The sequence below is a fragment of the Streptomyces sp. DH41 genome (genome assembly GCF_029813785.1).
Classification (GTDB): domain Bacteria; phylum Actinomycetota; class Actinomycetes; order Streptomycetales; family Streptomycetaceae; genus Streptomyces.
On record NZ_JARVKY010000008.1, the window covers coordinates 53205 to 75008 of the forward strand.

The window sequence follows — 21804 nt, forward strand, 5'->3', positions numbered from 1 at the left end:
GATGAAGCTCCCTACCGCCGTCCTCGCTGCCGGTGTTGCCCTGTCCCTCACGACCGCCGTGGTCGGAGCCGCCCGGCTCAGGCAGAACGCACGGCACCAGGCCGAGCGGCACGAGGCGCTCCTCGCGGGCAACCAGCTCGACTGGCTGAACCGGGTGTCCACCAACGCCGACCTCGCCGAGCTGTGGAAGCCCGAGGACATGAAGGCCGAGGAGTACATGCAGCTCATGTCGGCCAACCGACTCATCTGCGCCCTCAGCCTCCGACACTGCCTCGGCCGCGTCCACGACGGACAGCTGCCGTTCTACGCCGAGATGGTCATGAGCAGTGACGTCTGCCGGCGCTACTGGCAGCGCTTCGGCGACCTCCGCGCTCAGGAGGCCGAGGGAGACAAGCGGGCCGAGCACTTCACCCGGGTGCTGGACCAGGCCGCGAAGAACCATCCTCAAGCGCAGCCCGCGGCAGCCTGACGGCATATCTCGGTTCACCTTTCGGACTTCCGTGTCCGTCCCCCACTCCTCTTCCGGACAGCAGTGCTCGTGTCTGAAGAGGTGGCCGGCGAGGACCCGACTGGCGCAGGCCACACAGCTGCCGCCCACCGGGGTCGGCCGTACCGCAACACACCGAATCGAAGTGTTCCACCGGACCAATCAGGAGGATTCCCGTGACTCCCAGGGTGACCGACCAGGGCATGAGGACCGCCTCGGCCTCTGCCTCGCAGGACCCGTTCGACCTCGACATCAGCGTCATCGAATCGGGTGGCACGGTCGGGGCGAGTATCGCCTCCGACGGCGGCTCCGGCTCAACCTGCGGTGGCAACGCCTGTATCTCCAGCGGCTCCTGACCGCACCAGACCACCGGCACGACGCCCATGTCCTGTCGGCGCCGCCCACGCGGCACGTCCCTCGCGGCTCGATCGGAGCCGCGCACGACAACGGAGGAATCACCACATGCAGATCGACGAATTCGACCTCGACATCAGCGTCCTGGAGTCCGACGACGGCTCCGCCACGTTGATCAACCTCACCGACGACGGCTGCGGCAGCACCTGCTCCAGCCCGTGTGCCACCAACGTGGCCTGAACATCTTCCACCGCACGACGAGTAGGGAGAAACCTGCATGAACGCGAACACGATCAAGGTCCAGGCACAGTCCCCGGCCGCCACGGCGGGCGGTGACGCGTTCGACCTGGACATCAGCGTCCTGGAGTCCGGCGACGGCTCCGTCACAGTGATCAACCTGACGGACGACGGCTGCAAGCCGAGCTGCCAGGGGTCCTGCGCCACCAACGTGGCCTGACCTCGGCGCATTGATCTGCCAGCCCGCGCGGCCTTGCGCCGCGCGGGCTGGCACCCACCCCAACACACCACAACCAGGGAGGGTGTATGGGTTCCCGGAAGGACGGCCCGCTGTACCGGTGCGCGGATACTGCGCTGGTGCGCGCCGCCCGTTCCTCAAGGCTGACGCTTCCCGCGTGGCCGGACCTCACCGACGACACCCCGGACTGCGAGGTGCGGTGGCAGACGTGGCTGCGCGACGTCTGGTCGCTGTCCGAGGCCGCCGACTCCATCGAGCAGGCCAGCCCTCTGCTCGCGCAGCAGGTTCAGACCCTGTGCTCGGTGGCCAGTCCCGAGACCCGTCAGTTGCGCCGCGCAGTGGTGTCGGTCATGCGGTACCTGCTGCGTATGACGGGCCGGGCGACCCCGAACGGTCTGTTCGCCGGTATCGCGCCCGCCTCGTTCAGGGAACGACCGGGATGGTCCTGGGGCGAGTGGCACCGACCCGTCATCCGTGCCGACGGCGACTGGATCGCGGACCTGATCGCCCGTCTGGAAGCAAATCCTGAACTCCTGCGGCACCTGCATGTGATGGCCAACAACACCATCTCCGTACGGGGCGATCGGCTGATCGTGCCCTACCCGCCCCGCTCACGCCGCACCGACTGCAGCCCGGCGGCCGAAGTGTCCCTCCGGTACACCAGCGCCGTACGTATCGCCGTTGACGCCGCCGCCTCGCCCGTCCCCGTCCATGCGGTGGTCGCACTGATGAGGAGCAAGTTCCCCGACGTTCCCGCGGACCGGGTGGAAGGGCTCGTCAGCAGCCTCGTCGAACGCGGTGTGCTCATCAGCAGCCTGCACGCGCCCTCTGCCACCCTCGACGCCCTGGACCACCTGGTCGAGCAGGCCGAAGCAGCCGCCGCCCCATCAGCCACGGACCTCGTGGCCGACCTGCGGACGGTCCGCGACGCCATCGCCCAGCACAACCAGGTACTGGCCCCGGCGGACGGCCAGCGCCTGCGTACCGCCTTACGTCGGAAAATGACCGCCTTGAGTAGCGTCAAGGCTCAGCCGTTCACGCTGGACCTTCGCATGGACTGCTCCCTCACTCTGCCCCCACAGGTTGCCCGCGAGGCGGAGCAGGCCGCCACGGTGCTGGCCCGGCTGAGCGCGTACCCCTTCGGCACTCCGGCATGGAAGGACTTCCACAACCGATTCTTCGAGCGGTACGGCATCAACTCACTCGTCCCAGTCCGGGACCTGGTGGACCCCGATGTCGGCCTCGGGTTCCCGGTCGGATACCGCGATGCGCAACCTGAACAGGGTGAGGCCCTGACCGCCCGTGAACAGCGGCTGCTCTCCCTCGCCCAAGCGGCCGTCCTCGACGGCCGCGACGAGATCCGCCTGGACGAGGACCTGATCCGCACGTTGACGGTCGGAGATCGCAACGCCCCGCAGGTACCGGCCCACACGGAGCTGCGCTTTCGAATCCGTGCCGCTTCGCAAGAGGCCCTGGAGAGTGGATACTTCGTTCTCCACGGCATCGCCCCGTCCCGCGGGATCGGCACCACGATCGGCCGCAGCCTGGGGCTGCTCGCATCAGACGATCAGGCCCGCGTGGCCGTCATGCTGGAGGAGCTGCCGGTCAATACGCCCGGCGCGGTGCCCACGCAGGTCTCCTTCACCCCACTCGACCGGGGCGACACCAACGTCACCCGCGTTACAGAACTCCTGCCGGCCGTCATCAGCCTGGCGGAGCACCGTCCGGTCGACGCGCGCACCATCCCGCTCGACGACCTCGCCGTGGGCTGCGACCGCCGCAGGCTCTACCTCGTCTCCCTCTCCCGCGCCTGCCTGCTGGACCCCATGACGCTGCACGCGCTGGACCTGCGCGGCCACACGCCGCCGCTCGCACGCTTCCTCACCGAGATCAGCCGGGCCCAGACCGCCGTCCTGACCGTCTTCCCCTGGGCGTCCGCTACCGCACTGCCGTACCTGCCGCGGGTGCGCTACGGTCGCGCGATCCTCTCTCCGGCGAGGTGGCGACTGGACCGGTCGGAGCTGCCCGACCGCCGCGCCTCCTGTGGGGAGTGGCACAAGGCGGCCGACGAGTGGCGCGCACGCCGCCGAGTTCCGGACGAAGTCGCGCTGGCCGAGAGCGACCAGCTTCTGCCGCTGGACCTCTCCGAGCGCGCGCACCTCGCGCTGCTGCGCGCCCACCTGGACACTCATGAATCGGTGATCTTGACGGAAGCGGAATCCGAGGAAGGCTGGTTCGACGGGCGGTCCCACGAGATCATCGCCCCGATGACGGCCGTCCACCCGCCGCAGTGGCCGGCCGTCCCTCCCGTCACCGCAGACCAGCTCGTCACCCGCGACCACGGTCACCTTCCGGGCGCCGCCTCTTGGCTGCTGGTCAAGCTGTACGGGCACGTCGAACGGCAGCCCGAGATCCTTGCCGACCACCTGCCCGCGCTGCTGGGCCAGTGGAACGAGCCGCCGACCTGGTGGTACATGCGCTACCGCGATCCCCGCTGGCACCTGCGCCTGCGCATCGCGGTCCCCAGCGAGCAGGACTTCGCCCTCACCGCGCAGCGCGTGAGCGCCTGGGCGAACGGACTGCGCCGTGCCGGGCTCCTCACCGACATGCAGTTCGCGACCTCCTACCCGGAGACCGGCCGGTGGGGCCCCGGGCCGCTGATGAGCCTGGCCGAGGACGTCTTCGCCGCTGACTCCCGAGCCCTGGCCGTCCAGTTCGCCCAAAGCTCCCGTCCGCACCAACAGGTCCTCGCCGCAGCGAACTTCGTCTCCGTCGCCGCCGCCTTCACCGGCAGCACCGCAGCCGGCATGAACTGGCTGATCGCCCACGGCCGGATCACCGACCCGCGCCCTATGGACCGGACCGTGCGCGGTCAGGCGCTGCGCCTAGCCGACCCGGCCGACGGCTGGGCGGCCCTGCGCGCGGCTCCCGGCGGCGACGCCATCGCCAGCGCCTGGAGCGAGCGCGACGCGGCCCTGGCCCGCTACCGGCAGAAGCTGGACGCGTTCGGTGGCATAGACCTAGACCTCGTTCTCGACTCGCTGCTGCACGCCCACCACATCCGCGCCGCCGGCATCGACAAGGACGACGAGCGGATGTGCGTACGGCTGGCCCACGCCGCCGCCATGGCCTGGACTCACCGAGGAGATCACCATGAACCTGCGTGAAAGCGCGCGGGCAGCCGCCGACACGATCGCCGAGCGGCTCGCCTCGCCGCAAGACGTACGGGAGCTGCATCACCGCCAGGGCTGGTGGCCGCAGTCGCTCGCCCACGGCGCAGCCGGTGTCGCCCTGCTGCACATCGAGCGGGCCCGCACCGACCAGGGGCCGTGGCAGCGCGCCCACGACTGGCTCGCCTGCGCCGCAGCCGAACCCGCTGTCGGCGGCCCGGACAGCCACCTCTACTACGGGGCGCCCGCGCTCGCCTTCGCCCTGCACGCCGCCGCCGACCGCCCCGGACGCTACGCCCGCGCCCTGGACACCCTCGACCTGTACGTCACGAAGGCGATCCGGGACCGGCTCGCGGACGCCCACGCACGCATGGACCGCGGCGAGATGCCCGCGCTGGCGGAGTTCGACGCGATCCGCGGCCTGAGCGGGCTGGGCGCGCTCCTGCTGCACCGCGACGTCCATACCGACGTCGTCCGCGAGATTCTGACCTACCTGGTCCGCCTGACCGAGCCGGTCAAGCACGACGGGGAAATTCTGCCCGGCTGGTGGAGCTCCCTAGCTCCCTCCGGCACGACCTCCCCGGAGTATCCGGAAGGGCACGCCAACAACGGCGTCGCCCACGGCATCGGCGGCCCCCTCGCTGTGCTCTCCCTCGCAGCCCGCCGCAGCGTCACCGTCGAGGGCCACCTCGACGCGATCACCCGCATCCTGGCCTGGCTCGACCACTGGCAGCAGGACGGCCCCGCCGGCCCGTGGTGGCCGTACTGGATCACCCGTAAGCAACTACGCTCCGGCACGACCGGCCCCGGACCATCCCGGCCGTCCTGGTGCTACGGCACCGCAGGATTCGCCCGCGCCCAGCAGCTCGCCGCCCTCGCCCTCAAGGACCCGGCGCGCCAACACGCCGCCGAATTCGCCCTCCTGCGCGCCATGACCGACCCCGGCCAACTCGACGCGACCGTGGACGTCTCCCTGTGCCACGGCTTCGCCGGCCTGGCGCACATCACACAACTCGCTGCCACCGACGCCCGCACTCCCGGCCTCACCGACTGCCTGCCCCGGCTCCTGGCACCGATCACCGACACCCCGCCCGGCGCCCTGGCGGACTCCCTGATCAACCCTCCCGGCGGCGGCGACATCGGACTCCTCGAAGGCGCCGCCGGCACCGCCCTCGCCCTGCACTCCTTCCACACCGGAACGCCGTCCGCGTCCGGGTGGGACACCTGCTTCCTGATCAACTAGCCGACGAGAAGAGGAAACATGGCAGCGGACGAATGGCCGCAACGCCTCATCCGGTTCACCGACTGGAGCCGCGCGGAGGCCACCGCCGTGGAGCATCTGCTCCCAGTGCTGATCGCCCAGGAGTCGGAACTGGCCCAGTGGTCCTTCCTGCGGAAGTACCCCTGGTGGCGGTTGCGGTACCGGGCCGCGGGCCCGGACACGGCGAAGGCCCTGGACGCTGCCCTGGACGAACTGGTCGACGCCGGCGTCCTCGCTTCCTGGACGCGAGGCATCTACGAGCCGGAAGAGACAGCCTTCGGCGGCCCCGCCGCGATGAAGATCGCCCACACCCTGTTCCACTACGACAGCCGTCACCTGCTGGAGGAGGCGGCCCGCCAGCAGGTAGTCACCGGTCCCCAGTTCGGCCGCCGCGAGCTGGCTGTGCTCCTGCTCAGCGTGGCGATGCGCGCGGCGGGACTCGACTGGTACGAGCAGGGCGACGTCTGGGCGAAGATCGCGGCCGAACGCCCCAGCGACGAGGTCTGCAGTCCACAACGGCACCGGGCCGCTGTCCACCGGTTGATGACCGCCGACGTCAGCACCACCAGCCGCAGCGTCACCCAGGGCCGACTCGCGCCGCTGGCCGAGTGGATAGCCACGTTCGAGTGGTTCGGCCAGCAGCTCGCCGACCTCAACCGTCAGGGCCGCCTGGAACGAGGGCTGCGGGCCGTGATCGCCCACCACGGCATCTTCCACTTCAACCGCCTGGGCCTCCCCGCCCAGGACCAGCACACCTTGTCAACACTCGCGAAAGAGGCAGTCATGGGAACGAGCGACAACACCGCGTCCACCCGAACCGAGGGGACGCCGAGCACTACGGTCACCGGGGTGAACAGTGACACCCTCGAAGCCCCCTCCGCCGACCGTCTGCGCGCCCAGCTGATCGACCACCTGGTCGAGACCGGGAGCGTGCGCACTCCCCGGGTGGAGGAGGCCCTGCGGACCGTACCCCGCCACCTCTTCATCCCGAACGCCCCCCTGGAAAAGGCGTACGGCAACACACCCGTGGACACGAAGTTCGACGGATCCGGCCGCTCCATCAGCTGCGCCTCCCAGCCCGACATCGTCGCCATGATGCTGGAACAACTCGACGTCCAGCCCGGCCAGAAGATCCTGGAGCTGGGGGCCGGCACCGGCTTCAACGCCGGACTCCTCGGCTACCTCGTCGGCGAGAAGGGCCACGTCACCACGATCGACGTGGACGAGGACATCGTGGCCGGCGCCCGCGCCGGACTGGCCGCCGCCGACATTCACAACGTCGAAGTAATCCTCGGAGACGGAGCAGTCGGCCACTCCCCCAACGCGCCGTACGACCGGATCGAAGCCACCGTCGGGGCCCACGGCGTTCCGCACGCCTGGCTCGACCAGCTCGCCCCCGGCGGACGGCTCCTCACCCCATTGCGCCTGCGCGGCAGCGTCTCCCGCTCGATCGCCTTCGAGAACCAGGACGGAGCCTGGCGCAGCGTCGGCAGCCAGATGAACACGTTCATGCCGCTGCGCCGGGGCATCGCCGACGACCCGCGCGTCTTCGTTCCCCTGGACACCGACAACACCGTCACGCTCGTCACCAACGGAGACCAGAAGGTCGACGCGGACGCCCTGCGCGACATCTTCCGCCAGCCGCGCGCCGAGGCGTGGACAGACGTCACCTTCCGGGGCCCGGAATCGGCGGAGTACCTGGAGCTGTGGCTCGCCTGCGCCATGCCGAACGGCCTGAGCCGGATGCCCGCCAACAACGAGGCCATCGAGAAGGGCCTGGTCACCGCGCCCTACCCGTCCTCGACCGCGGTCTTCGAGGGTGGCACGCTCACCTACCTCACCCGGCGCCCTTACGCGAAGAAGGCCCCCGATGGCGCCACCCTGTACGAGTTCGGCGTCATCGGCCACGGCCCTGACGCCGAAGCCCTCGCCTCGGACGTCGCGGACCAGGTCCGCACCTGGAACCAGGGCTTCCGGGCGCTCGACGTCGGGTTCGAGATTCAGCCGCTCGACGCGACCCCGCTCGCGCCGAAGCCCGGCCGCTTCACCTTCGACAACCCGCTGAACCGCATCGTCATCGAATGGCTGTGACATGGACGTCAGCCAGATAGCGAAGCGGTTCCCGCTCGTTGCACGGCCACGTCCAGCGTGCCCGCCCCTCGCTGAACGCATCCGCGAAATCACCGACCTCGCTGCCGCCGCCGAGCGCGACGACAACGTGACCTCCGCAACCGTCGCCCTGAACAAGGCGGCACTGATCGCAAGCGACTGCGGCATGCCGGACCTGGCACGCTCTCTGTGCTGGCGCCACGCCGAGATCGTCCTGCGCGCCCAGCCCCTGGGCGCGCAGGAAGCCCGGCACGCTCTGGAACCCCTGGTCAACCTGGCCCGACTACGCATCCGCGACGGCGACGGGACTGGCGCGTATCACCTGCTCGATTCCCTGAACCGAGCAGTCAGATCAAAGACGGAAGCGGTCATCGACGGCCGCGCCACGTCCTTCCAGCGCCTCACGAAGTCGGCTTCCGACCATCAACAGGTGTGCCAATGGTTGTGGGCCGTACTCCACGGCGACGGAACCCGCGCCCTCGTCGCAACAGGTGAATGGGACTACGCCCGGGCGCGCAGCAGGCAACACCGGGGCGTGGGCCAGCGCCTCTTCGACGGGCGCCAAGTCGAAGTGCTCGTCCGCTGCCTCGGCGAGCAGCCCAGCGATGCGTTGAAGTTCCTACGCGAGAGCACCCTGGTGGAGCCATGGGAGCACGCCGTCGCGGCAGCCCTTGCCGTCCTCTGCCACAGGGCAGCCGAGGAGTACCCAGTCGAGCCGATCAACAGGATGGTGCAGCATTACCTGGCCCTCGACTCGGCCCCCGACCTTGCCGTCTTCCGCTCCCGTGTAGGACTGGTTCTACTCGACCTCTCCCCAGAGTCCCGACAAGCCGAATTGATGCGCCGTCTCACCAGCGAAGCGACGACGCATCCCGACGGGTACCTCGCACGAGATGTCCTGACCCACCCTGTGTGCCGCGAAGGGCTGAGCCAGGACGAGCGCAGAACACTCTCCGCTGCCGTCGCCTCCGCCGGCCTCGGACGGGGCAGCATCCCCGACCCTCTGGATCAGGCCATACGGGATGCCTCAACACTCGCAGCGGGTGTCTGGCAACGCCACGCTAGCTGCCGAGCTAACGCCTGGCCCGCATGACCGGCACCCCGAGCGGCGACCCCGTCGTATGTCCACTGCAACCGCGGTTGGCCGTGCGAACACGAAGCGAATCAACAGGAGTTCTCGTGAACGAGATGCGGCCCAGCGAGCAGATGCGCAACCTCGGCGTAGTCCAGGAAGGCGCCTCCGTCCTTGCCGAGCCAGCACGCCCCTTCTCACTCCCTGCCGAACGTGAGGCCGCCGAGCAAGCCGTGGAAAGCCTGTTCACCTCCATGGCGCGCATCGCAGACGTCCACACGTTCGCCAAGGGCATGGGCATTGCAGCCCCACAGATCGGCATCCGCCGGGCCGCGGCCGTCGTCCAGCCCGCCGAGCCAGGAGCGGGCGCGATCGTACTGCTCAACCCCCGGGTCATCGCCGCCTCGCAGGAGACCGACGACCAGTACGAGGGATGCCTGAGCTTCTTCGACGTACGCGGCCTCGTCCCTCGCCCCCTCCGGATCACGGTCGAGACCACGACACTCGACGGGACGACCGTGACCACTGACTACGAACGCGGCCTCGCCCGTATGGTCCACCACGATATCGACCACCTCGACGGCCACCTGTACACAGCCCGGATGCGCCCCGGAGTGCAGCCCATCTCCGTGACCGAGTACCGGCAGACCGGACGGGCCTGGTCCTATGAGCACTGAAACCCGATCCTGCCGACCCGCGAGCTCGGGGATGCAGGGGCCCGAAAGCCGGGTGAGATACCTGGGAGGCGTAGCGGTCGCTCTCAACCACGCCCCTCCTTCGGATCAGCGCGCCAGGTGGAAGACGGCTGCGGCCACGACGGTGCCGAGGATGGTGCCTGCGATCACTTGGTTGCGTGTGTGATCCCGCAGCTCGACGCGGGACCAGCCGACGACGACGACCAACAGGAAGCCAAGGGCCATCCACGGGCCGTAGGTCTGCACGAGCATCGCGCAGGCACCTGCGGACACGGCCTGGTGGACGGAGATCTTCCAGGCGAAGGTGATCGCGGTGAGAATCGCGAGCGTCACGAGCATCGAGACGATGAGGGCAACCATGGTGCGCGGCGCCCCCGCGACAAGCATCAGGACGATGCCGGTGGCTACGGAGAGCAGGATGACGGCCATCACGATTAGCCGTGCTGGCTTCGCTCCGACATGTCTGTCGCCCCAGTGACCCTTGCGAATGCCGTACTTGATGAAGGTGATCGGGATGACGGCCGCGAAGAGGGCGCCGACCACACCCCAAGCAACACCTGTCCATTTTGCGGTGTGCCAGCCGACCAGCAGCGTGACAGCGATGATCCAGTTCTTCGGCTCAAGCCAGTCTGTAATGCGGCGGGCCAGCCGCGACTCGCTGGGGCGGACATCAGTTGTCATTTGAGGAGATCCTTTCCGAAGCGTCCTGCTCGTGGGAAACGGACGAATGTTCTTGCCGGACGAATTCCGAAACGACTGGCGAGGAGAGGTACGCGCGGGCAACGGTGCGCAACCATGACAGTTCGCTCGCTCTGTCTCGGCCAGTGACGCCGAGGGGTGGATATTCAACTCCCCGCAGCCGTTCCCCATTTCGTGCGCTCTGGACGGCTGCACGCAACCAGCAGGCTTCCGCCACTGCGTCAGAGAGTTGCGCAGCGACCCCTTCCTGACGGACGAACCTCCGGGCCTTTGCGTGCATGTCGACTGACACGTACTCGCGAAGCGCCAGGCAGGCATCCTCGATCTCGATGACGCACCGTTCCAGCCGGAAGCGGACACGCCACCTGCCTACAGATGTCGCCAGCACCACATACGGGGCTGCTTCCGTGAGCTGCACCCAGAGGGGACGCAGTTTCCGCAGGGTGCTCCACGCGGCGACGTATTCCACGGCGACGGAGAGAGGAGGCAAGCAGACGCCGACTGCGACCGACAGGACGGTGGCTTGCTTGAGCGTTGTGGAGAGAAGGTTCTCCAAGGCTGGATAGCTGGTGCCGGAGGCAAGCTGAACCGTCACGAAGACGATGCGCTGGAGGGCGTACAGGCTTCCGAGCAGGGTTCCCAAGCCCAGAAATCCGAGGCCGGCCTTCCCCAGGAGAGTCCGGCTGTGGCGTACGCCGCCGAGGAACAGCCACGTAGCGACGACCATGGCGATGCCGATGTACAGCGTGAAGACCGTCATGTAGAGGACGGGAAAGAGGGCGCCACGGCCCTCCCCAAGCCTGACGGGCCCTCCTGACGTCCAGTTGGCCAGGGCGTAGAAGGCGAGCATGAGGGGCAACGTCACGCCGGCGGCCACCAGCCGGGTGCGACTTGCCAGGCCCTGCGGTCGAACGACTGCGATGACGAAGTCGAGCAGATATGCCGCCGAGGTAACGCCGAGCAGGTGCTTCAGCAGCGGCGACAGCCTGGCGTCTGCGCCGACGGCGGCATCGACTGCCTCTTTGACCGGCGGAACCTCGAACGTCATGGCAGCTGCGAGAGCCACCAGGGTCAGCGCCAGACTTCGCTGCTTGCGAGAGTGCCGGAGGGACGGCAGTCGCCACAGAGCCACCAGCCAGAGGACGCCGGCGATGAGGGTGGCTGTACTCATGAGCGGCGGTTCCTCCGTGGGTGGACCAGGGCGTCGTCGAGCCGCGCCACGGCACCGGACCGACCGCGTTCCCGGCCCGAGTGGGCAAGATCGTGAAAGAGCTCTCCCAGGCAGGAGGCGGCCATTTCGGCGTCGTACTCGGTCTCGCTGTCGTAGCTCGTCCGGCCGAGAGCGGAGAGCACGGCAGAGGGGTCGACCCCGTCAGGCAGGACTCCCAGTAGAGACCTGACGACGCTCTCGTTGTTCCCGGCGTGCCCGAGCAGCAGGTGCGCTAGCTCGTGGCGCACGATTTGTGCACGATGCCGCTCGCTGGTAGCCGCGACGTGAAAGACGTAATCCCCGTGGTCGAACGAGAGGACCATTCCGCAGGGAGCGTTGGCCCCTCCGGTCTCAGGCAATTCGTGGAGGTGCAGGGGGCGGCCACGCTTGACGGCGAGCTGCCGGCATATTTCATCCACCGCGTAGGGATCGGATATCTCGATCCCCCGCAACTGCTCCTCACACAGTCGCCTCAGCCGCGCCTCTCTGCGCGCGAATTGCCGCTTGAACATGGACGAGATCCTTGCTGTAGCCCCCGAATGAGCGCTGACTCGGCCTGCGCTAACCGGAACCCACCATTCCGCGTGGTTCTAGCGGAGCTTTGCATAGGTACAGATGGTTGCCCAAGGCGATCTTGAAGATCCATGCGCGGCATACCAGTCAAATCCGCCCACCAGGTGAGGGAGGTCACATCACTGCCCGGGCTTGTCGAGCCCTTCCCACCGTCTCGCCTGATTGATCACATCCGTGATCATCCTCAAGCTGTCCGCCGAGAGGCCGTTGGCTCGAAGCGCAAGGCCGCGGACGTCGCTGTCGGCTACGGCCTCGATGAGTTCCATGGAGGCGCGCACCTTCTCGGCCTCCTCGGCGTCGTAGTCCGAGAAGAAGTACTGCTCTTTGACGTGGAAGTGGCCGGCCAGTCGTTCCACCGTCGTGTAGGTGGGGTTGGGCTTCGCACCGGTCCGCAGCTGCGAGATCGCACTCTCGGACACGGAGATCGCCCGGGCGACCTCGGCATTGGTGTAGCGCTTGCCGGTCTCCGGGTTCGTCACGGTCTGGAACAGGTGGTTGAGCTTGTCGGCGAATGAGCGCCGAGCGTCGGCCGCGCCGCCGGGCGCCTCCGCCGGCCCGCTGGACTCCACCATCACCGACTCCTCTCATCTAGACGCCGACTCCGGACTGTACTGCAGTGTAGTTCCCAGGACCAAAGGCCGAGACGCTTCACTTCAGTGTTGACAGACTGGGATCACTTTGGCGTAGGTTTTCGATCACAGCTTCACTGAAGTGATGTGACGCCGACGGGGTGCGGTAAGCGCTCCTTGCCCGGCCGTCGTGACCTACGTACGCGCTAGGACTCGCCCATGCTCGCTCCACCCCCGTCGCAGCAGCTCACGCGACTTCTACAGGGTTTAAGAACCAACTCTGGACCTTGACGCGGAGCCGTGCGTATGTTCGTCGTCCCCGCCGGGCAGACCGCCCGCGCGGACGAGCACAGGAGCAATGACGTGCACAACTTCCGGGCCTCATAGGTCCCAGGACACAGCGACGGCGCCCGAGAGCGGCAACTCCCGGACGCCGGACGCTTAACGACTGTACCGCCCCGGCAAGGGCGGAGATCGCCACCATCACCACGCTGATCCCTTCCACGGGGCGTCTCAGCGTGGCAACACCAAAGGAGATTCTTGCATGCGCTCCGCCCTGCGCAAAAGGCCCTACCGTCCGGCCTGCGCGGCAGCTAGCTCCGCCTCGGCGCCTCAGCGCCCCGAGCCGGACCGCACCATCCTGGTCCCCTCGAGTCGCCTCTCCCGCCCGCTTGCCGGGAGTGGCCGATGAGCAGCGAAGCCCGCGAGTGGGTGTGGGAGCACAGCTCCAGCCGAGGGGCCGCGCGTCTGGTCCTGCTGTCGATCGCCGACCGGGTGGCCGACGATCAGTGCATCTCCTGGGCCTCGCTGTCCAGCCTGGCCAAGCGCACGCGCGCCTCGGTCTCCACGGTGCGCGAAGCCGTCGAACGCCTGCTCCTGGCCGGCGAGCTGGAACAGCTCGACGACCTGGTGGGCCCACAGCGCAGCACGGTTTACCGCCTGCCGCTCGCCGCCGAAGCGGTCGCCCAGGCGCTGCGAGAGCAGCGGGGGGAGGCGGGCGACACGGCGGTGCCGGACGAGCCCGCCGGTCCCGCGAAGCTCCGGCTGTCGGCGCTGCGGCGGTACGGAATCCGCCCGCGTGAGGTGCCGGAATCCCCCGCGAGGGTTCGGAAACCGGCAGTACCGGAAACCGGCAGGTCCAGGCGGAAACCGGCACAGGGGCGTACCGGCCACCGGCACAGCGATGTACCGGCCACCGGCACACAGAACCGTAGTGAACCTGATTTGAACCGGAGGTACAGCAGTAGTGGTGGTGCTGCGGTCACCTCGGCTGCCGAGTGGCAGGTCGACCCCGCCACCCACACCTGGGCCCGCCAGCAGGGACACCTCGACCGCCTCGGCGAGCAGGGCCTGCAGGCCGCCGACGCGAAGTGGCGTGCACACCGGGCTGGCCATGCTCCGAGGCCGGCGGAAGCCTGGGCTGCCGACTGGCGAGCCTGGATCACCCGGGAACACGCCCCCAGCCGCCCGAACCTCTACGCCGTGCCCGGCCAGAACACCGCTGCGCCCGGTGGCATGACGCGGGCCGAGAAGCACACCGCCGCTCTTCTCGCCGCCCTGGACGAGCCGACCGGAACGGAGGGCTGACCGTGGACCGCCGCGAAATCGCCGCCCTGCTGGCCTACATCGGCCGACTCGACCCCCGCAGCATCCGCACCGACGAGGGCGAGGCCCGTGACCAGCTCGCCCAGTGGCACGAGCTGCTCGGTGACGTGCCGATGGCCACCCCGCACGGTTGGGACGCCCGCGCCGCCGCCCGCCAGCACTACCGCGCCTCGCCGTACCAGATCCAGCCCGCGGACGTGGTCCGCCCCTGGAAGAGCTACCGGCGCAACCGCCTGGCCGTCCACTGGGACCCCACACCGTCCGCGGACCCGGACGATCAGGCCGCCTGGACCGCAGAGCTGGTTGGCACCCGCCGTGCCGTCGCCGCCGGCATGGCGCAGCCCGCGTATGCCCCGGCCATCACCAGCAGCCAGGAGGGGATCAACCCGAGGCTGCAGGCTCGGTTGAACCAGATCGGCTCCTGCATACCGCCCGCCGCCCGCGCCGCTCTCGCATCGTTCCGGCCCGCCCGGGCTGCACGCGAAGCCGCCGTCGAGCAGGGGCTGCCCGATGCCCTGAGCGTGCGGTGCGAGTGGTGTCTGGCCCCGGTCGGCGAGCCGTGCCGGCGCCGCCGGATCGGCCCCAACGACGGGGTACGCGCCATCACGCCGCGCGCCACCCCGCACCCCGGCCGTGTGGACCTCGCCGCCCAGCAGGCCCAGCACGCCGAGCAGGCCCAGCAGCCCGCCCTGGCCTGACCGGCGCCTCCGGCGCGTGCATCCCGTCCGCTGCGCCGCCGCAACCTCACCGTCCCGCACCGGCTGCGGCGCACGCCCACGCGCCGCAGCCGGCGCCCGACGCCGCACCCGCCGAGCACTGCGCTAGCCGGCCGGTGTGGCAGCACATCGGAGACTCGCCTTGCGCCACATCACCACCCACGACGCGCCGGCCACCGGCCTGCGCGGCATCGGAGACACCAGCTGGCACGTCCGCGGAGCGTGCCACGGCATGGACGTCGAGGACGCCGACGCCGTGTTCTTCCCCGGTCCCCGGGATCACGAGGAGATCGCGGAGGCGAAGGAGCTGTGCGGCTGGTGCCCCGTCCGCCGCGCGTGCCTGGACTTCGCCCTGGAGAACGTCCTCAAGGAGGGCGTCTGGGGCGGGCTCACCGAAGCCGAGCGGCGCCCGCTGCACGACAACCTGCACCGGCGCCTGGACTACCGGCGTGTGACCGCCTTCTTCCAGGGACGCGACGTGCACCTGACGGAAGCCGAGCGGCAGGTGGCCATCGACCACGCCTACGTCCGGGGCTGGCAGCCCGACCGGCTCGCCGCCGCCCTGCAGATCAGCCACAAGCACGCCCGCGACCTGCTCCGGCAAGCGGCCAACAAGGTCTTCGACCGCGACCGCAATCACGGCGTGCCCCGCTCCAAGAAGAAGCGGAAGAAGACCTCCAAGGCCAAGGGCACCCCCGCGCCCTCAGCTCCCGGCGCTCAGCAGCCGACAGGCCGCCCGGCAGCGGCGTCCCCGGCGCACGCCCCTCTCGGAAAGGCAGCATGACCCACCCTGTCCTCGCCTTCGGTGCTACTTCGGACTTCCCTCTCCTCCTCGCCGCCGTCGTGCCCACCGTCCTCGCGCTTGTGCTGACCGCCTGGGCGATCCGGCGCCGGGGAGCCCGCCCGCGGAAGCGTCTGGGCGGTCCGGCGGTCAAGGTCGCCGCAGTCGCCGCCCTGGGCTGCACCGCCTACAGCGCCGACACCTCGTGGCGGTTCGCGGCCGACTACCTCGACATGGCCGGCACCGCCGAGCGCGCCGGCATGTTCGCCGCCGCCGAGCTCGCCCTGTTCGCCACCGCGCTGATGGCACGGCAGAACCTCGCCGTCCAGGGCGCTCCCGGCCTGCCGGGCACGCTGGTCTGGGTGATCACCACGGTGCAGGTGATCCCCGCCTACGCAGAGAGCGGCCCCATCGGCGGCACGGTCCGCGCCTTCGTCGGACCGGTCATGGCGGCGATGCTGTGGCACCTGGCCATGGGCATCGAACTGCGCCTGCGCACCCCGGGGGCAGCCTCGAACGGACTGATCTCCGTCCTGGGCCGGGAGGCACGCGAGCGGCTGCTGTCCCGCCTGGGCATCGCCGCGCGGGACCGCGACGCCGCGCAGATCACCCGGGACCGGGCCACCGCCCGTGCGGTCACCCTCGCCGCCCGCCTCGCCGAGCGCACACCCGAGCAGCAGCAGAGCCGTCGCGGCCGGCGGCTGACGCGACGCCTGTCGAAGGCGGTCGGCAGGGCTTCGGTCGGCACCGACCCTCACCAGCGGGCGCAGCTGCTCGACCAGCTCGCCGCTCGGCGACACGCGCTGGCGCTCGCCACGGTCCCGCTCCCTTCTCCCTGGTCCCCGGCGCACAGCAGCGCATCGGCGGCCACGGTCCCCGTACAGCCGACATCGGATGTGCCGGCCCCCGTCCCCGGTCCCGACGGTTCCGACGAGCCGGTCCCGGACCGAGGACCGAGGGCTCCTCGGGGCCCCGTCCCCGAGAACCCGGAAGCCGAGGTCGGCGCAAGGACCAAGGGCGACGCAACGGGAACGGCCGCGGGAACCAAGCCCTCTGAAGACGGTGCGGTCCCAGGGACCGAACTCGCCGGACCGGAAGCCGCAGCTCGGGACGCAGCGACCATGAGGACCGACCACAGCACGCGAGAAGGAGCAGCTCAGGACCCGGATTCTCATCGGAGACCGGGCATCACGAAGTCGGGGACCGAGACCACCGAGGACCGAGGACCGACCGCCCCACAGTCCGGGACCGAGACCACCCAGGACCGAGGACCGACCGCCCCACAGTCCGGGACCGAGACCACCCAGGACCGAGGACCGACCGCCCCACAGTCCGGGACCGAGACCACCCAGGACCGAGGACACAAGGTCCCGCTTCGCCGGAAGCCGACCAGGACCTCCCGGACGAAGAACAAGGACAAGCGTGCACGGTCCCGATCGCAGACGGAGCGCCAGGCACGCGAGCTGGGTGAATCCGAGCGCCAGCTTGTCCGTGAGGTGCGTCCCCATGTGCCGGCTCTGCTCGAACGGGACGGCAACGGCGCGATCACCCGAGTGCAGCTGCGCGAAATCATCCGCCGCCAGGGCCTGACGGGTGTCGGTAACGACCGACTCGGCCTGGTCCTCCAGGAGCTGCGGAACGCGGACATCACGACGACGAGGAGCACCGCCCGATGAAGACCTGCCACCAGTTCAAGACGGTCCGCGCCGAGTACGAGCGCGAGATCGGATTCATGCTCGCTCACTCCGAGCGGCATGCGGGCAGGCCGGCGGCGAAGTCCAGTGCGAAGCAGGCAGCCTCGGCGAAACAGCGGATGGCCCGCGCGCTCAACAGCCACGTCGGACGCTGCCCCGAATGCGGCTGAACCGGCAAATCCCAGCACAAGGCCCGTATCCGTAAAGGTGGCCCGGCTCCACGCCGGGCCACCGCCCCGCTTAGGAGGTACGCCATGATCCCTCGTCCCCCTCGCTTTTCCGGGCCCACCACCGCCGAGGCCGGTGCCTGGGCGGACGTCTTGGTCCGCCGGCAACTCCTCCACGCCGTCGTCCTCACGCCGACCGGGCAGTGGCTCGTCCAGGACCGTCCGAACAGACCGGTTCGCGTCCTTGCCAGCCCAGCCGAAGTTCGCGCGCTGGCCGCAACCATCCAGCAACGCACCCGCTCTACGAGGCCCGAATCGCAATGACGAACGCACCCAAGAACGGCACCACCCCGGAACCTGATCCCGGCTCCAACTCGGTCTCGGGGCGAGCAAGTTATCGCAAGAGCATTGCTCCCGAAGGGAGCAATGCTCTTGCATCGCCCGCCCCTGGAGTGGCGGGAGCGGATCGGCACCGGGGGGCGCCGATCCGTGAAGATGCGACCGAGGGCGGCTCGCATCCCGAGGGGCAGGACCAGCACGCCTGCCACAGTGCGCACTGCACGCACACCGCCCCTTCAAAGCCGCATGTGCAACAGCGTGAGCGCCTGCGCGACGAGAACAAGCGCATGCGCCAGCCCAGCTGCCGCATGAACGACGACGAGTACCAACTCCTAGCTCGTGCAGCCGCCGTGTGCCACATGAGCGTCGCCAGTTTCCTCGCCCACGCCGCTCTCAAAGCCGCCCACGATCTCGACCGTACGGCGGCGGAAATCGCCGCCCAACGAGAAGTCCACAACGAGCTCTTCGCTGTGCGCCGGCACCTCGGCCACATCGGCAACAACGTCAACCAGGTAGCTAAGGCCGCCAACTCCGGTGCCGACGTCCCCTACGCCGAAGCCGTACTCGGCGCCGTCCAGCGCGCCACCCAGCGCGTGGACGCCTTCATCCAGCACTACCTCGACACCGAAAGGCGAACCGGTTGATCCCTCGCGTCCACAAGCGTGGCTCGAACACGTTTGGCCTGCTCATCTACCTCTACGGCAAAGGGACCCATGAGGAGCACGTCGATCCGCATCTCGTGGCGGCATGGGACAGCTTCGCTCCCGACCCCGGTCGCGATCCTCAAGCTACGAAGAGACAGTTGCAGCAGCTCCTGGACCAGCCCGTCCAGACGCTCGCGGAGTCGCGCCGCCCGGCCAAGCACGTCTGGCACCTATCCGTCCGGGCCGCACCCGACGACCCGGTTCTCTCCGACGAGCAATGGGGGGAGATCGCCCGACGCATGGTCGCCGCGACCGGCATCGCTCCGGCCGCCGACGAGGCGGGATGCCGCTGGGCAGCCGTGCGCCACGCCGACGACCACATCCACATCATCACCACGCTCGTCCGCGAAGACGGCCGGCGCCCCCGACTCAACAACGACGCCAAGCGATCCCAGGCCGAAGCCCGCCTGATCGAAGCCGAGTACGGACTCAAGCAGCTCAGCACCGGGGATGGGACCGCAGCGCAACGACCGACCAGCGCCGAGCGCCACAAGGCCCAGCGTCAGGGCCGCGAGCGCACCGCCCGCGAGGAACTGCGTGCCTCCGTACGGCGTGCGGTGGCCGGCGCGAGAAGCGACGAGGAGTTCTTCGACCGGCTCGCCGCCGCTGGCCTCCTGATCCGCAAGCGCGCCGCGCCCTCCGGTGACCTGCTCGGATACAAGGTCGCCCTGCCCGACGACCTGAACAAGGACGGCGAGCCGGTGTTCTACCCCGGCGCGCGCCTGGCTCCCGACCTGTCTTTGCCTCGCATCCGCGAGCGGTGGTCCGGTGATGCGCAGGATGTGCTTGCGGCCCGGCGGGAGGAAGCGATTCGTACGGGGCCGGGCAGTCCGGCCTCCGCGCGCCGCGGCACGGCATCGGCCGTGTGGCAGGCCGTGCTCGTCGTCGACCACGGCGAGGACGGGGTCGCCGCCGCCCACATCGCCGCGGTCGGCGAGGTCCTGGACGCCCTCGCGAAGACGTCCGCCGCTCACACCCGCCGCGAACTGCGCGACGCAGCAACGGCTTTCGAACGGGCCTCGCGCTCTCACGTGCACGCCGTACGCGGGCACGATCGAGCCCTGCGACAGGCCGCCCGCGACCTCGTCCAGGGCGGCCCGGCCCTCGGCCGCGGTGAGGACGGAGCCACCACGGCGATGGCGATCGACATGCTGTTCTTCCTGATCACCGCCACCGCGCACTGGCACGCCAGGAAGGGCCACGCCCAGCAGGCAGAAGCCGCCACCCGAGCTGCCGAACACCTGCGCACCGCTTACCAGGCCGCCTCGGCCCAGCCGCTCGGTGTGCTATACCAGCGCGGCCGACGTCTGAGCCGGCCGATGCTCCAGCGGCAGACCGCGCTGCTGCGCGAGGCGCTCCCGGAACTGGCCGAGCAGATCCTCGCCGAACCCGGCTGGTACGCCCTGGCCGCGACCATCACGGAAGCCGAAGCCGCCGGCCACGACCCGGCCGCCCTCCTGTCCGACGTTGCCGCTCGGCGCGAACTGGGCACCGCGGACTCCATCAGCGACGTGCTCGTATGGCGGATGCGACGGACAGCCGACCTGCCCGCCGATGCCTCCCAGCTTCCCGAGACCAGCACCGCAGCGAACCGGTCCGCGACGCGCAGGGCGACGACCAGGCCCTCCGCGCCCGGCAGGCGGCGCAGCGGAGAGGAGTCACCGCGTCAGGCCCGATAAGTACACCAGACGGCACGCAGGCTCCCCGGATCGCCGCTGTGCCGTACCGAGACATGCGTCGTGGCCTCCTCGTCACCCGGGCAGCCGAGAGGCCACACCCGTGCTGACCTGGCCGAAGGGACTGTGGACGTTGTGAATTGAAACCGCCGACGGCGTGGGGCACGATCATGAAGCGCGCAGGACGAGGTGCCGAGGTAGAGGAGGACGCCAGGGTGTTTCACCGAATACGCCGCAGGGCCAAGGGGCCGAGCGAAGCTCAGAAACGGTTCGCCGAGCTGCACGCGCAGATGCAGGGACAGGTCCCGCCCGGCATCGGAGTGCCGGCGCCCGAGCCGCAGCCCGCCGAGCCGACCGCCATCGTGAACGACTTCCTCCCGCCGGAGCTGCGGGTGCCGAGCCACGACCAGGTCGAAGGCAAGATGATGCCGTGGAAGCAGCCCCTGGTCCTCGACGGCGAGATGGCCACCTGCGCCAAGTGCGGCGCGTACCGGGACTGGCTCATCCTCTCCACCCGCGGTGAGATCTGGCTGCGCTGCAGGGCCGGACACCAGCAGCTGGAGACGCGCATCGACACCGCCTGGTACAACCGGCACTCCGGGCCGGCGGACTCGACGCACGCCACGTTCGAGGACTGCCTGCGCCACCTCGGGCACTGACCACCACTCCTACGACCCCACCGGGCCCGCGGGCCCGCACTGACCACCCGTCGCCTAGCACCAAGGGGTCAGTTCCGTCATGCGCGTTCGCGTCGCCACCACCGCACTCGGCATCACCGCCGCCCTCCTCGCCGTGCCCGCCTGCTCCACCGACACCCCCGGGTCCAAGCACCGGACCGCCTCCTCCCGTACGGGAAAGCCGACCGAGGTCGCCCAGGAGCCGGCCGCGCTCTCCTCGGCCGCGCTCGAGTCCCGCCTGCTCGACCCGCGCGACCTCGGCAGCGGCTACCTTCCCCAGCCGGAGCGTCCGGCCCAGCACGATGACGTCACCGTCCTCGGCTGCCCGGCCCTGAGCGAGCTGGGCGGTGATGCGGCGACTGGCGGCACACTCGCCTTCCCGCACAAGGCGAAGGCGGACTTCACCTACGGCTACAGCTCCTCGGAGATCTCCGAGGAGCTGTACAGCGACAGCGTGAAGAAGCTCTCCGACGGCACCGGCCGGATCTTCGATGCCATGACAGGCTGCCCGGCCTATCAGGTCGTCGCCGGTGGCACCCAGGTCGACGTGACCTCGCAGAAGCTGCCCGCGCCCAGCGTCGGCGGTGATGAGCAGTGGAGCCTGCTCCTGACGTACATCGCCGGGGGCCGGAGCACCGTGGTCAAGCAGACCGCGATCCGCGACGGCAGCCTGCTGCTGGTCCTCTCCGGCTCCCCGGCCCTCGTCGACCGCCACCTCGACAAGGCCCTCGCCAAGGCCACGGCAACGAGCTGACCTGCGCGCGCGTCACG

22 protein-coding genes are annotated in these 21804 nt (G+C 69.7%); 18 read left to right on the top strand and 4 right to left on the bottom strand.

From position 1 onward, the window contains the following. Position 1: 1 nt before the first annotated feature. The 9 genes from QC283_RS15290 (at position 2) to QC283_RS15330 (ending at position 9605) form a co-directional block, all read left to right on the top strand. Entirely contained in the window at positions 2-469 is a 468-nt protein-coding gene (locus QC283_RS15290) for a DUF6082 family protein (protein WP_279562056.1), read from the top strand. A 194-nt stretch (positions 470-663) separates the two neighbouring features. Continuing rightward, positions 664-843 (top strand): FxLD family lanthipeptide, encoded by a 180-nt coding sequence (fxlA, locus tag QC283_RS15295; protein ID WP_279562057.1) that lies wholly within the window; start codon positions 664-666, stop codon positions 841-843. Positions 844-949: 106 nt separating this feature from the next. Beyond that, positions 950-1081, top strand: coding sequence for an FxLD family lanthipeptide (locus QC283_RS15300; RefSeq protein WP_007491158.1), 132 nt, complete (start codon positions 950-952; stop codon positions 1079-1081). Between the two features lie 37 nt (positions 1082-1118). Beyond that, positions 1119-1298 carry an FxLD family lanthipeptide gene (locus tag QC283_RS15305; RefSeq protein WP_279562058.1) on the top strand — a complete coding sequence of 60 codons (180 nt, stop codon included), beginning with the start codon at positions 1119-1121 and terminating at the stop codon, positions 1296-1298. Positions 1299-1384: 86 nt separating this feature from the next. Further along, positions 1385-4483, top strand: a complete 3099-nt coding sequence (locus QC283_RS15310; protein ID WP_279562059.1) for a lantibiotic dehydratase — start codon at positions 1385-1387, stop codon at positions 4481-4483. After that, positions 4470-5729, top strand: coding sequence for a lanthionine synthetase C family protein (locus tag QC283_RS15315; protein WP_279562060.1), 1260 nt, complete (start codon positions 4470-4472; stop codon positions 5727-5729). The genes QC283_RS15310 and QC283_RS15315 overlap by 14 nt, the downstream gene beginning before the upstream one ends. 18 nt (positions 5730-5747) lie before the next feature. Continuing rightward, the gene (gene fxlM, locus QC283_RS15320) at positions 5748-7838 is read left to right on the top strand and encodes a methyltransferase, FxLD system (protein ID WP_279562061.1); all 2091 of its coding nucleotides are present in this window, start codon (positions 5748-5750) and stop codon (positions 7836-7838) included. A gap of 1 nt (position 7839) precedes the next feature. After that, on the top strand, positions 7840-8949 hold the full coding sequence (locus QC283_RS15325) for a hypothetical protein (RefSeq protein ID WP_279562062.1): 1110 nt from the start codon (positions 7840-7842) through the stop codon (positions 8947-8949). Between the two features lie 95 nt (positions 8950-9044). Next, complete coding sequence (locus tag QC283_RS15330) at positions 9045-9605, top strand: peptide deformylase (protein ID WP_279562266.1); 561 nt, start codon at positions 9045-9047, stop codon at positions 9603-9605. Between the two features lie 105 nt (positions 9606-9710). Here the strand turns inward: QC283_RS15330 and QC283_RS15335 are convergent, their stop codons facing one another. The 4 genes from QC283_RS15335 to QC283_RS15350 all read right to left on the bottom strand — a co-directional run bounded on the left by QC283_RS15335 (position 9711) and on the right by QC283_RS15350 (position 12677). Next, positions 9711-10304 carry a hypothetical protein gene (locus tag QC283_RS15335; protein WP_279562063.1) on the bottom strand — a complete coding sequence of 198 codons (594 nt, stop codon included), beginning with the start codon at positions 10302-10304 and terminating at the stop codon, positions 9711-9713. Then, the gene (locus QC283_RS15340) at positions 10294-11493 is read right to left on the bottom strand and encodes an MAB_1171c family putative transporter (RefSeq protein WP_279562064.1); all 1200 of its coding nucleotides are present in this window, start codon (positions 11491-11493) and stop codon (positions 10294-10296) included. Before QC283_RS15340 ends, QC283_RS15335 begins: the two co-directional genes overlap by 11 nt. Further along, positions 11490-12044 carry a secondary metabolite protein gene (locus QC283_RS15345; RefSeq protein ID WP_279562065.1) on the bottom strand — a complete coding sequence of 185 codons (555 nt, stop codon included), beginning with the start codon at positions 12042-12044 and terminating at the stop codon, positions 11490-11492. The genes QC283_RS15340 and QC283_RS15345 overlap by 4 nt, the downstream gene beginning before the upstream one ends. 180 nt (positions 12045-12224) lie before the next feature. Continuing rightward, complete coding sequence (locus tag QC283_RS15350; protein ID WP_007491144.1) at positions 12225-12677, bottom strand: helix-turn-helix domain-containing protein; 453 nt, start codon at positions 12675-12677, stop codon at positions 12225-12227. Positions 12678-13361: 684 nt separating this feature from the next. Between QC283_RS15350 and QC283_RS15355 the strand changes: the two genes are divergently transcribed. From QC283_RS15355 to QC283_RS15400, 9 genes are all read left to right on the top strand, one after another. Beyond that, positions 13362-14261, top strand: a complete 900-nt coding sequence (locus tag QC283_RS15355; protein ID WP_279562066.1) for a helix-turn-helix domain-containing protein — start codon at positions 13362-13364, stop codon at positions 14259-14261. A 2-nt stretch (positions 14262-14263) separates the two neighbouring features. Then, a complete protein-coding gene (locus tag QC283_RS15360; protein WP_279562067.1) occupies positions 14264-14977 on the top strand; it encodes a zinc finger domain-containing protein in 714 nt (237 codons plus the stop codon). Positions 14978-15137: 160 nt separating this feature from the next. Beyond that, on the top strand, positions 15138-15779 hold the full coding sequence (locus QC283_RS15365) for a WhiB family transcriptional regulator (protein WP_279562068.1): 642 nt from the start codon (positions 15138-15140) through the stop codon (positions 15777-15779). Continuing rightward, positions 15776-17452, top strand: a complete 1677-nt coding sequence (locus QC283_RS15370; protein ID WP_279562069.1) for a hypothetical protein — start codon at positions 15776-15778, stop codon at positions 17450-17452. The genes QC283_RS15365 and QC283_RS15370 overlap by 4 nt, the downstream gene beginning before the upstream one ends. Further along, positions 17449-17640 (top strand): hypothetical protein, encoded by a 192-nt coding sequence (locus tag QC283_RS15375; RefSeq protein WP_007491133.1) that lies wholly within the window; start codon positions 17449-17451, stop codon positions 17638-17640. Before QC283_RS15370 ends, QC283_RS15375 begins: the two co-directional genes overlap by 4 nt. Positions 17641-18224: 584 nt before the next feature. Continuing rightward, entirely contained in the window at positions 18225-18620 is a 396-nt protein-coding gene (locus tag QC283_RS15385; protein ID WP_061446781.1) for a plasmid mobilization protein, read from the top strand. Then, positions 18617-20359: a relaxase/mobilization nuclease domain-containing protein gene (locus QC283_RS15390; RefSeq protein ID WP_279562071.1), complete on the top strand. Its 1743-nt coding sequence runs from the start codon at positions 18617-18619 to the stop codon at positions 20357-20359. Before QC283_RS15385 ends, QC283_RS15390 begins: the two co-directional genes overlap by 4 nt. Before the next feature lie 212 nt (positions 20360-20571). Then, a complete protein-coding gene (locus QC283_RS15395; protein ID WP_279562072.1) occupies positions 20572-21015 on the top strand; it encodes a hypothetical protein in 444 nt (147 codons plus the stop codon). Between the two features lie 79 nt (positions 21016-21094). Next, on the top strand, positions 21095-21787 hold the full coding sequence (locus QC283_RS15400; RefSeq protein ID WP_279562073.1) for a hypothetical protein: 693 nt from the start codon (positions 21095-21097) through the stop codon (positions 21785-21787). Positions 21788-21804: the final 17 nt, after the last annotated feature.

Excerpts from the sequence above, each read along its gene's own strand:
- QC283_RS15325 (WP_279562062.1), top strand. The coding sequence starts at position 7,840 with ATGGACGTCAGCCAGATAGCGAAGCGGTTCCCGCTCGTTGCACGGCCA.
- QC283_RS15400 (WP_279562073.1), top strand. The coding sequence starts at position 21,095 with ATGCGCGTTCGCGTCGCCACCACCGCACTCGGCATCACCGCCGCCCTC.
- QC283_RS15310 (WP_279562059.1), top strand. The coding sequence starts at position 1,385 with ATGGGTTCCCGGAAGGACGGCCCGCTGTACCGGTGCGCGGATACTGCG.
- QC283_RS15300 (WP_007491158.1), top strand. The coding sequence starts at position 950 with ATGCAGATCGACGAATTCGACCTCGACATCAGCGTCCTGGAGTCCGAC.
- QC283_RS15370 (WP_279562069.1), top strand. The coding sequence starts at position 15,776 with ATGACCCACCCTGTCCTCGCCTTCGGTGCTACTTCGGACTTCCCTCTC.
- QC283_RS15340 (WP_279562064.1), bottom strand. The coding sequence starts at position 11,493 with ATGAGTACAGCCACCCTCATCGCCGGCGTCCTCTGGCTGGTGGCTCTG.
- QC283_RS15290 (WP_279562056.1), top strand. The coding sequence starts at position 2 with ATGAAGCTCCCTACCGCCGTCCTCGCTGCCGGTGTTGCCCTGTCCCTC.
- QC283_RS15355 (WP_279562066.1), top strand. The coding sequence starts at position 13,362 with ATGAGCAGCGAAGCCCGCGAGTGGGTGTGGGAGCACAGCTCCAGCCGA.
- QC283_RS15335 (WP_279562063.1), bottom strand. The coding sequence starts at position 10,304 with ATGACAACTGATGTCCGCCCCAGCGAGTCGCGGCTGGCCCGCCGCATT.
- QC283_RS15350 (WP_007491144.1), bottom strand. The coding sequence starts at position 12,677 with ATGGTGGAGTCCAGCGGGCCGGCGGAGGCGCCCGGCGGCGCGGCCGAC.
- QC283_RS15305 (WP_279562058.1), top strand. The coding sequence starts at position 1,119 with ATGAACGCGAACACGATCAAGGTCCAGGCACAGTCCCCGGCCGCCACG.
- fxlM (WP_279562061.1), top strand. The coding sequence starts at position 5,748 with ATGGCAGCGGACGAATGGCCGCAACGCCTCATCCGGTTCACCGACTGG.
- QC283_RS15345 (WP_279562065.1), bottom strand. The coding sequence starts at position 12,044 with ATGTTCAAGCGGCAATTCGCGCGCAGAGAGGCGCGGCTGAGGCGACTG.
- QC283_RS15330 (WP_279562266.1), top strand. The coding sequence starts at position 9,045 with ATGCGGCCCAGCGAGCAGATGCGCAACCTCGGCGTAGTCCAGGAAGGC.
- QC283_RS15375 (WP_007491133.1), top strand. The coding sequence starts at position 17,449 with ATGAAGACCTGCCACCAGTTCAAGACGGTCCGCGCCGAGTACGAGCGC.
- QC283_RS15315 (WP_279562060.1), top strand. The coding sequence starts at position 4,470 with ATGAACCTGCGTGAAAGCGCGCGGGCAGCCGCCGACACGATCGCCGAG.